The organism is Actinoplanes sp. CA-142083 (assembly GCF_050942195.1).
Taxonomy (GTDB): Bacteria; Actinomycetota; Actinomycetes; order Mycobacteriales; family Micromonosporaceae; genus Actinoplanes.
In genome coordinates, this window is record NZ_CP192076.1 from 9,342,665 (window position 1) to 9,356,533 (window position 13,869).

The 13,869-nt window shown below is 74.7% G+C and carries 8 protein-coding genes and 1 pseudogene; 2 read left to right on the top strand and 7 right to left on the bottom strand.

Annotated features, from left to right (window positions below):
* Positions 1-50 precede the first annotated feature (50 nt).
* The gene (locus ACQPZX_RS42995; RefSeq protein WP_433369182.1) at positions 51-536 is read left to right on the top strand and encodes a CAP domain-containing protein; all 486 of its coding nucleotides are present in this window, start codon (positions 51-53) and stop codon (positions 534-536) included.
* On the opposite strand, the gene ACQPZX_RS43000 is transcribed toward ACQPZX_RS42995, so the two are convergent.
* The 4 genes from ACQPZX_RS43000 to ACQPZX_RS43015 are packed head-to-tail and all read right to left on the bottom strand — an operon-like array spanning position 530 to position 5,697.
* A complete protein-coding gene (locus ACQPZX_RS43000; protein WP_433369183.1) occupies positions 530-1,540 on the bottom strand; it encodes an O-methyltransferase in 1,011 nt (336 codons plus the stop codon). The two genes, ACQPZX_RS42995 and ACQPZX_RS43000, sit on opposite strands and share 7 nt — an antisense overlap.
* Before the next feature lie 32 nt (positions 1,541-1,572).
* On the bottom strand, positions 1,573-3,090 hold the full coding sequence (locus tag ACQPZX_RS43005; RefSeq protein WP_433369186.1) for a hypothetical protein: 1,518 nt from the start codon (positions 3,088-3,090) through the stop codon (positions 1,573-1,575).
* A gap of 26 nt (positions 3,091-3,116) precedes the next feature.
* A complete protein-coding gene (locus ACQPZX_RS43010; protein WP_433369189.1) occupies positions 3,117-3,695 on the bottom strand; it encodes a hypothetical protein in 579 nt (192 codons plus the stop codon).
* Positions 3,679-5,697, bottom strand: coding sequence for a glycosyltransferase (locus tag ACQPZX_RS43015; protein WP_433369191.1), 2,019 nt, complete (start codon positions 5,695-5,697; stop codon positions 3,679-3,681). Before ACQPZX_RS43015 ends, ACQPZX_RS43010 begins: the two co-directional genes overlap by 17 nt.
* Before the next feature lie 92 nt (positions 5,698-5,789).
* On the opposite strand from ACQPZX_RS43015, the gene ACQPZX_RS43020 reads away from it, so the two are divergent.
* Positions 5,790-8,057: a glycosyltransferase family 2 protein gene (locus ACQPZX_RS43020; RefSeq protein WP_433369194.1), complete on the top strand. Its 2,268-nt coding sequence runs from the start codon at positions 5,790-5,792 to the stop codon at positions 8,055-8,057.
* A gap of 133 nt (positions 8,058-8,190) precedes the next feature.
* Here the strand turns inward: ACQPZX_RS43020 and ACQPZX_RS43025 are convergent, their stop codons facing one another.
* From ACQPZX_RS43025 to ACQPZX_RS43035, 3 genes and pseudogenes are all read right to left on the bottom strand, one after another.
* Positions 8,191-9,186, bottom strand: coding sequence for a class I SAM-dependent methyltransferase (locus ACQPZX_RS43025; protein ID WP_433369197.1), 996 nt, complete (start codon positions 9,184-9,186; stop codon positions 8,191-8,193).
* A gap of 2 nt (positions 9,187-9,188) precedes the next feature.
* Positions 9,189-11,639 carry a glycosyltransferase family 2 protein gene (locus tag ACQPZX_RS43030; protein WP_433369200.1) on the bottom strand — a complete coding sequence of 817 codons (2,451 nt, stop codon included), beginning with the start codon at positions 11,637-11,639 and terminating at the stop codon, positions 9,189-9,191.
* Between the two features lie 30 nt (positions 11,640-11,669).
* Positions 11,670-13,859, bottom strand: a pseudogene (locus ACQPZX_RS43035) ([protein-PII] uridylyltransferase); the annotation flags it as partial.
* Positions 13,860-13,869 lie beyond the last annotated feature (10 nt).

A 13,869-nucleotide genomic window follows, 5' to 3' on the forward strand; every position in this document is an offset into this window, starting at 1 on the left:
AACGCGGCGGTAGCAGCCGCGAGCCCACCACCGAAAGGCAGCCTCACTCGATGCGTACCAAGATCTCCAAGCGTCTGGCCCTGATCGCGATGATCCCCGCCACCCTGCTCGGCATGGTCATGGTGGCCGCACCGGCGAACGCCGCGGTGGTGAGCGAGGCCAAGCTCCAGGGCGACATCGCCTACCTGACCAACAAGCAGCGCCTGCTCAACGGCTGCAAGTCGGTTCACGTCGACGCCCGGCTGACCACCGCGGCCCGGGTGCAGAGCACCTACATGGCCCGCACCGGCGCGTTCAGCCACACCGGCGCCGGCGGCTCGACCTTCGTCACCCGGGTCAAGGCCGCGCACTACCCGCAGCCGGCCGGCGAGAACATCGCGTACGGCTTCCGCACCGGCGTCGACGTCGTGAAGGCGTGGATGGCGTCGCCGGGGCACCGCGCCAACATCCTGAACTGCAAGGCCAAGACGCTCGGCGTCGGCGCCGTCTACTCGAAGTCCGGCGGCCTGTACTACACCCAGGAGTTCGGTTACTGAGGTGTCAGCTGGCGCACCATGCGCCGGTAGGACAACACGGCATGCCTTCCGGGGGCCTCACCTTCTTGGGTGAGGCCCTCGATGCTTTCCACCCACTTGCGCAGCGCGTTCTGCTCGTCGGTGCGGTGCGCGTCGTCGAAGACCACGGTCGCCGCGTCGGCCAGCTTGTCCTCGAGCACCCGCATGGCCGGGTAGCGGGCGTCCGGCCCGGTCTTCTCCGGCGGCCCGTCGATCAGCAGCAGGTCCACCTCGCGCAGGTCGGCCAGCGCGTCGGTGTCGTACCAGGGGAAGCTGCGCCCGTCGAGCAGCACCGGGCGCAGCGGGGCGTCGCGCACTTCGGCCACCGCGGTGAGCCCGTGCGCGACCAGCGCCGCCCGGGTCTTCTCGGCATAACCCGCGTCGTGGTCCAGCGAGATCAGCTTGCCGCCGGCTTTCTCCAGCGCGTACGCGATCCAGACCGTCGACGTGCCGCTGCCGAGCTCCAGCACCAGCTTGGGTTTGCGGGTGCGGATCAACTGCAGCAGGTCGAGCAGGTCGGTCGGGTTGAGCGCGAACCCGCCGGACGGCGGCATGGCTGCCCGCGGGCCGAAGCCCTGGAACAGCTGCATCAGCGCCTCGACCTCGCCGGTCTGCGCGCGCAGCAGGCGGTCGGTGCCGTTGGCGGCGGCCTTCTGCTGCGCGGCCAGCGTGTCGACCAGTTCCCGGTGCCGGTCGCCGGCGGTGAGCAGCATCTCCTCGACCGCGCCGAGCAGGCGGCGCTGAGTGTGGTCGAGAACCTGCCGCACCTCGCGCTGCGCGGCCCGCTCGACGGCGAGCAGCCCGGTCAGCCGGCGGGCGAGCAGCAGCAGGCCGCCGACCACCCCGCACAGGAAGACGCCGAGGACGGTGAGCGCGAGGCCGAGGTGGCCGGTGAGGGCGCTCGCGGCGTCGGCGGCGCAGAGGACGGCCGCGGCGCCCAGCAGGGCCGCCTGGCGGCGGTTGAGTTTCCGCAAACGGCTCAGCATCACACCTCGTCAACGCCCGCGCCCGCGGCGGGTTACGCACAGAACGGCTGTCCGGCGCGCTGCTCGGCAGCCGCGTCGAACGCCTTGTCGAACCGGCGGGCCACAGCGGCGCCGCCGGGGTTGAGCGTGAGGAACTCGGCGCGCAGGCCGCAGCGGCGGAGAGCGCCGGCCGGGGTCTTGTCGAAGTCGGCGACCTCCTGGGCGAGGCGGTCGTCGAGGCGCGCGACCGGCGACTCCATCACGGTGTCGCGGAAGCGCTTGTTGGTCGTGGCGGAGACCGCGGCGCCCGCCACCAGCAGGGCGATCAGGGCGCCGAGCAGCAGCCGGCGCGGCCGGGCCAGGTGGGCGGCGGCGACCACCAGCAGGGCGCCGCCGGGCGCGACGACGGCGGTGTCCCGCCAGCCCTGTCCCCAGCGGTGCGCGGCGACCAGCTGCTGCACGTCGGCGCTCAGCGAGGCCAGGCCTGCGCCGAGCGCGACCAGGGTCAGGGCCACCACGACCAGGGCGACGGCGGACCGGTGGCGGACGGTCTCGAGGCGGCGCAGGTCGCGGATCGCGACCCCGGCGAGCATGCCCAGGGCGGCCAGCGCGAGGGCCAGGACCAGCGCCGAGAGGGCGCCGCCGCCGCGTACGGCGCTCTGCCACTCCAAGGGCGGGAGCCAGGCGATGAGACGTACGGGAAAGGTCTCTGCCACCGCGGAGCCGAAGGCGACGTCGGAGCCGTGGTAGCACGGGCCTTCGCCGCAGTAGCGCTGAATGACCACCCGGACCGCGACGAAGACCGGCAGGAAACCGATCCACAGCAGGCCCAGCGCCCGCCCAGCAGGCCGGTTCCGCTTGCGCGCCGCCACCGCGACCGTGGCCAGCGGCAGCGCCAGATAGGTGAGCTCGTTGAAGGCGGCCAGCGCCGCCCCGCCCAGCAGCAGCGGCCCGACCTGCCAGGCCCGCAGCCGAGCCAGGCGCGGCACGGCCGCCGCGATCAGCAGCACCAGCGCGGCCGTCGTGAAGTAGAGCCCGCCGAAGAGGACCACCGGGCTGGACCGCCCGGCCGCCACCAGCACCGCTCCGAAGGCGAACGGCACGATCGCCGCCATTGTGGACGGTGGTGAGCGGAACAGCCGGCCGCGTGTCACCACGCTCTCGGCCAGCACCAGCAGGGCGACCCCGAGCAGCATCGCGGCCGCGATCGACACCAGCCGCAGGCCCACGTTCGCGGGCAGGCCGAGCACGTCGCCCAGCGTGTAGGCGGCCAGGTCGACCAGCTTCTCCAGCATCCGGCCGAGCGGGCGGAAGTTGCCGTTGCGCAGGTAGCCCGGCAGCGAGTCGAGCGTGTGCGGCACGATTCGCGCGGGGTCGTCCCGGAACAGCCCGCCGTGCCAGTACACGTTGTATTTGTGGTCGGCGGTCGGCGCGAGCGCGACCATCGGGGCGAGCACGACGAGCGGCACGAGCGCGGCGCGCAGCAGGGCGCGACGCCACAACGCGCCGATCGGCGGCCCCTCGACGACGAAGCGCATCGCGATGCGGGGTTTCGGAATGACCGCGGTCATACGGCGGCCAACGACGCCGCCCCGGGTCAGTTACTCAGCAGGCGTGCCAGCGTCGGCGGGTCGCGCGGATCGATCACGGCCGCGCCGGACGCCCGGTGGTCCCGGCAGAGCTGGGCGACCCGGCCCGCGAGCAGCGCTTCCCAGTCCGCGCCGGGATCGTGCCGGCGCCAGGTCTCCGGGTCCGGCAGGTACTCGAGCACCACGCCGGGCACCTGCAGGCCGCGCAGCGACGGCTGGTCGGTCACCACGACCGGCAGGTGGTCGCCGTCGACGACGATCCGCTGCCGCAGCGCGCGGACGAGCGCGTGCGACGCGTCCCGGTCCAGCCCGACCGCGACGTAGACCCGGGCCGGCGCCGGCCCGGCGGGAAGCCGGCGTCGCTGCGCGGCGGGCCGCCCCCGGCGGATCCGGCGCAGCACGGCCATCGGGTCGGTGAGGGCGCGGCCGATCCGGTACGAGCGGCTGCCGCGCAACGCCAGCATCAGCCGCCGGTGCCGATCCCGTTCCTCGAGCGCGGCGTCGCGCTCGGCCTCGACCGAGCGCAGCCGCCCGGTGAGGGTGGCCACCTCCCAGCGGGCCAGCGCGAGGTCATCGGCTTCCGGCATGGTCCACCTCCTCGTGGCGCCCGCGGCAGAACCCGGCCAGCCACGCGGCGGCGTCCCCGGCCCCGTTGCCGAAGGACAGCTCGGCGCAGCGCCGGCTCAGCGCCTCCCGCACGGCCGGGTCGGCCAGCCGTTCCAGCTCGACGCCGGCCGCCTCGTCGTCGGTGGCGTAGAGGGCCACCCCGGCCGCGGCCGCGAACCGGGCGCGGGCCAGCTCGTCGTCGCAGGCGGCCGGGTCGGGCACGAAGACGGTCGGCACCCGCGCGCCGAGCAGCTCGTGGAAGCTCGTGTAGTCGGCCCGCGAGACGGCGACGGTGACTTCGCCGAGATCGGCGCCGTCGACCGTCTTGAAGCCGGGCAGATCGGCCTCGACGCCGCGGCACAGCAGCGTGTTGTCGCCGGCGCGCCGGGCGATCCGGGCCGGCAGGTCGGTGATCGGGTCCACGGTGGAGACGCCGTGCCGCGAGGTGGTGGTCCAGCCCTCGTCGCCGGCCGTCGCGAACTCGCCGGGCTCGAGGATGCCGGCGAAGCACAGGCCGCGCGCGGCCCACTCGCCGCCGGTGCCGCGTTTCCACATGGCCGGGCGCAGCCACAGCCAGCGCGTCGCCGGGGTCTGCTCGATCGCGCCGAGGATCCCGTCGTGCGGCAGGCCGCCGACCAGCACGGCGCGCGGGCCGTAAAGCTCGACGAGGTGGCGCAGCCGGTCGCGGACGAAGGCGGGCCAGCGGGCGGGCGGCACCCCGAGGTCCGCGGCGCCGGGGAGGTACTCGGTGAGCAGGCCGGCCTCGTGCGCCGAAGCGATGCTCGCGGTGCCGACCACGACCGCCTCGAGATCCGTTGGCAGGCGGCGGGCGATGGCCTTGAAGCGGGCCACGTCGTCGCCGACCATCACCACCCGCCGCTTTGTCCGCATAATTCGGGCATTTTTCCGCAGCGGGACGTAAGAACCCCGCGGCATCACACCCAGCGAGGCCAGCCGCGCGATGTGCGAGGCGCTGCCGAAGTTGTCGGTGACGAACCGCCGGGCCCGCGAGACCTGGGCGTCGTACGCGTCCCGGTCGTGATGCAGCCGCCGTACCGCCTCCCGGACCCCGGCCGGCTCGCAGTAGATCGCCGCCTCGCCGAAGATGGCCCGGAAGTGCGGTCCCACGATGACCGGCACCCCGCTCGCCATCGCCTCGAGGATGGTCCGCCCGAACGCCTCCTTCCAGACCGGGTCGTGGAAGTAGACGAAGAAGTCGAGCCCGGCCAGGAAGTCCCGCGGCGACTCGGCGCCGAACTCGACGACCTCCCACGAGCGCGGCGTCCGGCCGAGCCGGTGCACCCCGATCTCGCCGCCGCCGAGGATGCGCACCTTGAAGTCCGGCGAGTCCGGATAAGCCTGCAGCAGCTCACCCGGGTCGCGCGGCCACTTCACCGGGTCGGGCCGGCCGTGCCGCCCGATCACCGGCACGTCGCCCGGTTCGCGACGGTGCTCGACGTGCCAGTCGGCGACGTCGATGATCTCGTGCCAGTCGGTGTCCGGCAGCGCCGCCGAGGGCGCGACCTGCAGCACGTTGTCACGCACCTGAGTGCTGATCGGGGCCCACACGGCGTCGCCGCCGAAGAGCCGCTCGACCCGCTCGCGCACCTCGTCGAAGACGTAGTAGCACTGGGCGTGCCGCTCGTCGCCGGGCGGCTGGTTGAGCACCACGATGGTGTGCCCGGCGCGGATCCGGGGCACCGCGGCCGGCTCCTCGGTGAAGATCCGGGGCTGGCGGATCAGCAGCACCCGGGCCGAGATCTCGGCGCCGTCGTCGTGCGCGAGGTCGGCGAGACCCTCGCGCAGGCAGGCGACGATCCGTTCCTGGAACGGCCGGGCGTGCTTGAGGTGCGGGGACGGCAGGTGGCAGAGCACGGTGGACAACCCGGCCGCGGCCTGGGCGCGCACCTCGGCCACGATGCTCGCCGAATTGCCGCCCGGATACCGCAGATCGGACAGGATGGCGACGTCGTACTGGGGCACGCGGGGACAAACGACGGGAACCAAGGGGGCGATACGGACAATTCACCCGAGTCTCTCGGTCGTTAAGAACACCGAGACGCTAGGAGGACTCGATGCCGGAACCGCACCCGCTCGCCGTGGCCGCCCTTCAGGCCCGATCGGTCGCCGCCCGCGCGCCCCTGGCCCGCGCCGCTGAGGACGCGTGGGTGGAGGGTGAGCTCGCCCGGGTGATCGCGCTGCAGGACCTGCGCCCGGACGACCAGGCCGAGGCGCTGGCCATCCTGGCGCGGCTGCGGCGGGCCGGAACCATCGCGCCGGCGCATCAGGGGCTGCACTGCCAGCTGGCGTACGCGGCCGGCGACCGCACCCTGGCGGCCACGCTGCTGGACGAATACGACGCGGTCCCGGAGCCGATCCGCACGGCGGTCGGGCTGGACCTGACCCCCAAGGACTGGGCCACGGGATTCGCGGCGCTGCTTCCCCACCCGGCCGTCCGGGTCGCCGAGGGTCCCGGGCCGGCGTTCGACCGGCTGGTCACCGGCGCCGCCCAGCGCATCGGCCACGCCACCCGGATCACCACGATCGTCACCACCTGGCGGCCGGACCAGGCGCTGCTCACCGCGGTGCGCTCGCTGGTCGCGCAGACCTGGACCAACCACGAGATCCTGCTGATCGACGACGGGTCGCCGGCCGAGTTCGACCCGGTGCTGCGGGCCGCCGCCGCGCTCGACCCGCGGGTGCGGCTGATCCGGATGGTCGCCAACGGCGGCACCTACGTGGCCCGCAACGCCGGCCTGGACGCCGCGACCGGGGACTTCGTCACGTTCCAGGACTCCGACGACTGGTCGCACCCGCTGCGGCTGGAGCGCCAGGTCGCGCCCCTGCTCGCCGACGACGCGATCTTCTCGACCACCTCGACCGGCATGCGGGTCACCCCCGACCTGGTGCTCACCCGGGTCGGCGTCGAGCAGACCCGGTCGTACAACCTGTCGTCGCTGATGATCCGGCGGGCCGCGGCGCTGAACCGGGTCGGCTATCTCGACCCGGTCCGCAAGGGCGCCGACGCCGAGTACGTCGAGCGGGCCCGAGCCGTCTTCGGCCGTCCCGCCACCATGCACCTCGGCGGTCTCCCGCTGGCCCTGATCCGGCTCGGCGACGCCTCGCTCTCCAGCGCCGACTACCGGCCCGGCTGGATGCACCCGGCCCGCCGCTCCTACCTCTCCGCGTTCCAGGCCTGGCACACCCGCGTCAAGGCCGGCCAGGAGTCGCCGATGAAGCCGCGTGCGTTCGCCGCCCCGCGCCGGATCCGCGGCGAGAGCGGCCCCCGCGCCTACGACGTGGTGCTGGCCGGGGACTGGACCACGGCCGGCGGCGCGGGGGCGGCCGGCATCGGGCAGTTGCGGGCGCTGCGGGACAAGAAGCTACGCGCCGCTTTGCTGCACCTCGACGTGCTGGCCCACTTGCGCGAGGGCCCGCGCAACCTGGATCCGGCGGTGCAGGATCTGATCAACTCGGGCGACCTGGCCCAGGTCGAGCTCACCGACGACGTCCGCGCCCGCCTGGTGGTGGCCCGCTCGGCCCGGGTGCTGCAGCACGCGCCCGACCTGCCCAGCGGGATCCGCGCCCAGCGCGTGGTGATCGAGTCGGCCACCGTCTCGCGCTCGGCCGCCGCGTCGAGCCGCCGCCTGTTCGGCCGCCGGCCGCTGTGGGCGCCGGCCGGTCCGGACGGCCGCCGCCTGCTCACCGCCGCGCTCGCCGAGGACCCGCTGGCCGACGGCGCGCCGGCCGACCAGCTCACGGCGCTCGACCTGCCGGGCACGGTCGACCCCGCGCAGTGGCGCCTCGACCGGCGCGGACCGCGTGCGGACCGGCCGGTGGTGGGCCGCCGCTGCCGGGGCGGGCGGGCCGAGTGGCAGCGGCTGCGCGGCGAGATCCCGGACGGCGCCCGGGTGGACGTGCGCCTGCTCGACGCCGACGGCACCGCGTCCCGCTCGTTCGGCCGGGCCGGCGCGCCACGCTCCTGGCTCGTCTACGGCCCCGCCGAGGTGAGCCTGCGCTCGTTCCTCTACCAGGTCGACTTCTACCTGCACCTGCCCCGGCCGGACGCGCCCGCCGACCCGGACCCCGACCTGCTGGCGGCGCTGGCCTCCGGCTGTGTGGTGCTGCTCCCCTACCGCTACGCGGCCACCTTCGGCGACGCCGCCGTGTACTGCGAGGCGAACGAGGTGCCGGAGACCGTGCGGCTGCTGCACGACGACCGGATCTCGCTGCGGGCGCAGGCGGCCCGCGGCCCCGAGTTCGTCCGCCGCAACCACGGCCACGAGCTGTACGCCGAGCGCGCCGCCCGATTGGCAACCCAAGGGCACCCGATCCGCGGGTAAAGCGGGCGGGCGCACGACCGATCTGAGCGGGCGTACGACAGATCGGCCGGTCCCCCGCCGGCCGATGTCGCGGGAGATCCCCCCTGACTCCCGCGGCGCCGCGACCCCGCCGTCCCCCGCGGCGGGGTCGCGCTTATTTGGCGACCGTGGTCTTGCGGCCCGCGAGCGTGGTCCAGCGGCCGGCGAGCTTGCGCTCCTCGGCCAGGCCGAAACCGCCCTGCCGCGGCGCCACCCTGGTGGTCGGTGCCTCGTCGACCACCACCGTGCCCTCCTCGGCGAGGCGGCGGCCCAGCACGTGCAGCGCCGGGGCGACCGCGTCCGGCCCGGGCGCGGTCGTGCCGTCCACCACGAGCAGGTCGATGTCCTGCAGACCGTCGAGGGCGTCCACGTCGTACCAGTCGACGTTCTTGCCCTCGACGGTCAGCTCGGCCAACGGCACATGCCGGACCTCGACGGCCGTGAGGCCGTGCTCGGCGAGCGCGGCCTTCGCCAGATCGGCACGCTCCCGGTCGTGATCCACCACGACCAGCCGCCCGCCCGCCGCGGCCAGCGCATAACCCAGCCACACGGTCGCCGGCCCGCTGCCCAGGGCCACGGTCAGCGCCGGACGGCGGCTCGACGCGACGGTGTGCAGGCCGAGCAGGTCGCTCGGATTGAGCGCGCCGCCGGCCGGCATCGGCGCCCGCGGCGTGACCCGCTGGAAGAGCTGGAACAGCGCCTCGATCTCCCGACTCTGCTCGCGCAGCAGCAGCTCGGCACCGCGCCCGGTGAGCCGCTCGGCGCGCGACAGCGACTCGGTGAGCTCCTGATGGCGGTCGCCGGCGGCCAGCCGCTCCTTCTCCACCGCGGCGATCACCCGGCGCTGCAGCTGCTCGACGAGCAGCCGCAGCTCCCGGACGGCATCACGGTTGGCGCGGCCGACGCCGGCGATCCGCCGGGTCAGGTGGATCACCCCGGCCGGCACGGCCACCAGCAGCAGCGCGAGCAGACCGGTGGCGAGCGCGGCCCGCCCGGCGGCCGAGGCCACCGCGACACCCATCCCGACCGCACCGGCCAGCAGCAAGCCCGCGACCTGCCGCCGCGAGAGCCCGAGAACGGCCCTGACCAGCTTTTTGAGCTTGGTTTTCACGATCAGGTCAACGCGGCCGTCGCAACGGCCGTTACGGGAAGCATCTCCATGATCCGCTCCACGAGGAGTGCCGGATCATGCGCCCGGGCGACCACGGCGCGCGCCCGGCGGCTCTGCTCGGCGAAGAGCGCGGGGTCGGCCCGGTAACGCGCGATCAGCGGCGCGACCTCGGACCGGCCGCAGTAGACGGCGGCGTCCCCATACAGCGCGGCGTACCGCTCCGGCATCACCACGACGCAGCCCATCGCGGCCGCCTCCAACGCCGGCCGCGAGTACCACTCGGCGCTCTCCGGCGGCGGGAAGTGCAGGTAGAAGTCGAGCTGGTGGAGGAAGGCGCGAGGTCCGAGGTCGCCCGCCTCGTACCCCAGCCAGGTGCGGCGCAGCGGCGCCTCGATCGATCCGCGGGGCCGGTCGGGGAGGCGCACCCGCACGTCGGCGTCGGGCAGGCGGCGGCAGACCGAGAGGGACTCCCCCAGGTCGGGCGGCCAGTTGGCGGCGTCGCAGAGGTCGGTGCCGGCGAGCGGGGGTCCGGCGGCAGCGCCGGCCCGCTCCGCGACCCATCCGCCGGGTGCCAGGGCGGTGGGCCAGTCACGGTCTTCTCCCGTACGGACGAAAGCCCGCACTCCCGGATCCTGGGGCACCCAGAGCGGGTCCGCGCCGAAGAGCTCGCGCGCCGCCTCGGTGCACGTCTCCGGCACGTAGCGCCGGTCGGTCCCGTCGCTGCGGACCGGCGCCCGGTCGGCGACGATCAGGGTTCTCCGGCCGCGAACCCCGCTCCCGAGGCCGCCCGCGAACTGCAGCACCGCCGCCTGCCGCACCAGGATCAGGCCGGCCTCGACCGGCTCCTGGATCCCGACCCGGTCCACCATCCCGTCATTGATCATGTCTTGCACCGGCGCGCACAGCGGCTGCCGCTTGAGATAGACCGCCCGATACGACTCGAGTTGCAGCACTGCCACCTTTGATCCGGCCGTGACAAGCGCCTTCAGCTCGTCGATCGCGGTGCGTTGCGCGCTCTCCAGGAACCGCCAGTCACCCACCATGACCACGTCATAGCTTCGCTCCGAGACATCGCCCAAGAGGTGACCGGGTGCCGGGAACGGCCGGCCCGACCCGTCCGCCGGCCGCACCGGCGAGGCCGACCCGTCCGCGATCCGCTCGTGCCATCGCAGGTACGCCGAGCTGTACATCACCCGCGCCGGATGCATCCAGTTCGGCTTGATCTCCGACCGGGACAGCGAGTTCGCGCTCAGCCGGATCAGCGCCAGCGGCAGCGAGTCGAGGTGCCGCACCCGCCGCGCCCCGAAGGCGGCCTGGATCCGGCCGATGTACTCGCTGTCGGCGGCCTTGCGCACCCGGTCGAACCAGCCGACCTTGCCGAGCACCGCGTTGCGGCGGAACACCAGCGACGACGGGTTGAACCGGCCGCTGCGCACGCCCGGCCGGCTGAGCATGAGCTGGTCGGTGACGGCCAGCCCGTCCGAGGTGGTGGCGACCAGCCGCCGGTCCTCGAGCATCGGCCGCACCTGCAGCTCGAGCCGGCGCGGGTGGGACCAGTCGTCGGAGTCCTGGAACGCCGCGAACTCGCCGCCGGCCGCGTCCAGCCCGGCGTTGCGGGCCGCGTACGTGCCGGCGTTGACCGCGAGCTTGACCAGCCGGATCCGGTCGCCGAGCGCGGTCGCGGCCCGCAGCACCTCGTCGTACTCCGGCGGCGACGCGTCGTCGACGATCACGATCTCCACGTTCGCCCAGCTCTGCGCCAGGATCGACCGCACCGCCGTGAGCAGCCCCCGGTCCGGGCGGTAGGACGTCACCACCACCGACACCCGGTGCGCGGCTTCGACGCGCTCGACGGCCGGCGCGGCCAGCCGATCGAACGGCACACCCTCGCCGTCACCCACCACCGGCCCCGGCGAGGGCAGCATCGCCTGGAAGGCCCGCAACCAAGGCTCTTGCTCGAGCTGACCGGCAAACGGATTGATCAAGTCGGCCCGCAGGCACGCCAGCGCCGGATCCTTGATCTTCCGGTACCCCCGCAGCAGCTCCCGGGCCCGGCCCGGCCCCTCGTCAGCCAGCGCGAGCTGGACGTGCAGGGCCTGGTTGGCCGGGTTCAGCGCCCGGCCGCCCGCCGCCCGCCGGATCAGCTCGTAGACGGCGAGCGCGTCGGCCCGGTCGGTGGGCAGCATCTCCTGCTGGGCGAGCGTCTGCGCCACCGCGGCCAGCAGCGGCGGATTCACCCGGCGGCGGATCCTCCGGAGCCACCGCCGGTCGCCGGCCCGCGCCGCCGCGAGCAGCTCGTCGAGCGTCCCGGCGTCGCCGAGCGCCGCGCGCGCCTGCAGCTGCCGGGCGGCCGGCGAGCGATTGCGGGTGACGGTGGCGGTCAGCGCCAGCCGCAGCCGCGGGCCGATCGTCCGGATGTGATCATCGAGCAGGCCGGATACGTCGGATTCCACTCCCCGACCAACGCGGATCGGGAAGTTTGGTTACACCGCGGTCAGCACCGCGGCCTCGACCCGATCCCGTTCCGCCTGCTCGGCCCACGAACCGACCAGGTAGAAGGCATCGACCACGTCACCGCCAAGGGTGGAGATCCGGGCCGCGCGCACCTCGGCGCCGGCCTCGTCGAGCGCCGTCGCCACCCGGTAGAGCAGGCCCGGCGAGTCGGCCGCCCGCAGCTCCAGCACGGCCGCGTCGGTCGCCGCGTCGCGCTGCCAGACCACCCGGGGCGAGGCGGTGCCGCCGCGGGCGCTCATCGCCCGGGCCCGCACCCGCTGGGTGACCGACACGTCCCCGCTCGCGACCCGGCGCAGGTCGGCGGCGAGCGCCACCGGGTCGTACGGCGAGCCGTAGCGCGGCTGGGTGAGGAACTCGACGATGGCCCTGCCGTCGACCGTGGACGTGTTCGCGCCGACCACGTCGAGCCGGTGCAGGGCCAGGCACGCGGCGACCTGGCCGAGCAGCCCGCGCCGGTCGGCGGCGGCCACCGCGACCCGGTCGCCGTCCAGGTGCACGGCCGGCAGGTCGCCCTCGAGCAGCTCGGGGTCGGGGGCGGGCGGCTCGGGCAGCTCGCCGGTGTCGAGCGCGGCGTGCACCCGCTCGACCAGCTCGGCCATCAGCCGGCCCTTCCAGTCCGACCAGGCGGCCGGGCCGGTGGCGTGCGAGTCGGCGCGGGACAGCGCGTGCAGCAGGTCGAGCGTGGCGGTGTCGCCGACCTTCTCCGCCACCGTCGAGATGGTCACCGGGTCGCTCAGGTCGCGCCGGGTGGCCACGTCGGGCAGCAGCAGGTGCAGGCGCACCAGCTTCTCGATCGTGGCGACGTCGGCCGGGGGCAGGCCGATCCGGGTGGCGATCTCGGCGGCGATCGGGGCGCCCACGATGCTGTGGTCGCCCGGCAGGCCCTTGCCGACGTCGTGCAGGAAGGCGCCGATCAGCAGCAGGTCGGGGCGGTCCACCTCGCGGGTGTACTTGGTCGCCTCGTACGCGGCCTGCACCAGGTGCCGGTCGAGGGTGAAGCGGTGCACCGGATGGTGCTGCGGCAGGCTGCGCATCCGGGCCCACTCGGGCAGCCAGGCGTCGATCAGCCCGTACCGGTCGCAGGTCTCCCAGGTGGGCAGCAGGCCGGGCCCGGAGCCGAGCAGCGAGACCAGCGCCGCGCGGGCGCCCGGCGGCCACGGGTTGGGCAGCGGCGGGCTGAAGGCGGCGAGCCACTCGCTGGTGGCGCGGGCGATCGGCAGCCGGACCGTGGCGGCCGCGGCCGCCACGCGCAGTGACAGGCTGGGGTCGGGCACCGGGCCGATGGCGGTACGCGCGAGCACCAGCTCGCCGTCCTGCTCGACCACGTCGCGGGCGACCGGGCGGCGGATCGGCGACGAGCCCGCGGCCCCGCGACGGCGGCCGGCGGTGAGCCGGTCGACGGCCCGCCAGGCGTCGTCGACCGCGTGCGCGACGGTCCGCGCGTCGCCGGCCACCCGGCGCAGCAGCGCGTCCCCGTCGTCGAGCTCGAGCAGCTCGGCGACCGCGGCGCGCTCCTGGGCGACCAGCCGATCGACCCGGCGACCGACGGCGAGGTGCAGGGCGTCCCGGGTGTCCAGCAGCCGTAGGTTGGCGGCGCGCACCGCGGGGCGCATGGTGTCGGCGACGCCGGCCCGGCCGATGCCGCGCAGGATGGTGACGTCGCGCAGCCCGCCGGCCGCCTCCTTGAGGTCGCCCTCGAGCAGGAAGGCGAGCTCGCCGTGGCTCGCCCAGCGCGTGGTGGTGAGCTCCTTGAGCTGCGGCATCAGGCGTACGGCGGTGCGCCGCCACTGGTCGCCGGCGGCCGCGATCAGCTCGCCGGAGAGCGCGGCGTCGCCGGCGATGTGCCGGGCGTCGAGCAGGCCGAGGGCGACCTTGACGTCGTCGTGCGCGACCGACAGCGCCTCCGGCAGCGTGCGCACGGAGTGGTCGAGGCCGAGCCGGGCGTCCCAGATCGGATACCAGAGGCCGGAGGCGATCCGGTCGATCCCGGCCGTGCCGTTGTGCAGCAGCACCAGGTCGAGGTCGCTGTAGGGGGCGCAGTCGCGCCGGCCGAGCCCGCCCACGGCCAGCAGGCTGACGCCGGGCAGGTGGCCCGGGAAGATCTCGGTCAGCCAGGAATCGAGCGCTGCCGCCCGGTCGTCCCGGGCGGCAGCGCCGATCTGCTTGTCC

Coding starts and splice junctions, on each gene's coding strand:
- ACQPZX_RS42995 (WP_433369182.1), top strand. CDS start 51: ATGCGTACCAAGATCTCCAAGCGTCTGGCCCTGATCGCGATGATCCCC.
- ACQPZX_RS43000 (WP_433369183.1), bottom strand. CDS start 1,540: ATGCTGAGCCGTTTGCGGAAACTCAACCGCCGCCAGGCGGCCCTGCTG.
- ACQPZX_RS43005 (WP_433369186.1), bottom strand. CDS start 3,090: ATGACCGCGGTCATTCCGAAACCCCGCATCGCGATGCGCTTCGTCGTC.
- ACQPZX_RS43010 (WP_433369189.1), bottom strand. CDS start 3,695: ATGCCGGAAGCCGATGACCTCGCGCTGGCCCGCTGGGAGGTGGCCACC.
- ACQPZX_RS43020 (WP_433369194.1), top strand. CDS start 5,790: ATGCCGGAACCGCACCCGCTCGCCGTGGCCGCCCTTCAGGCCCGATCG.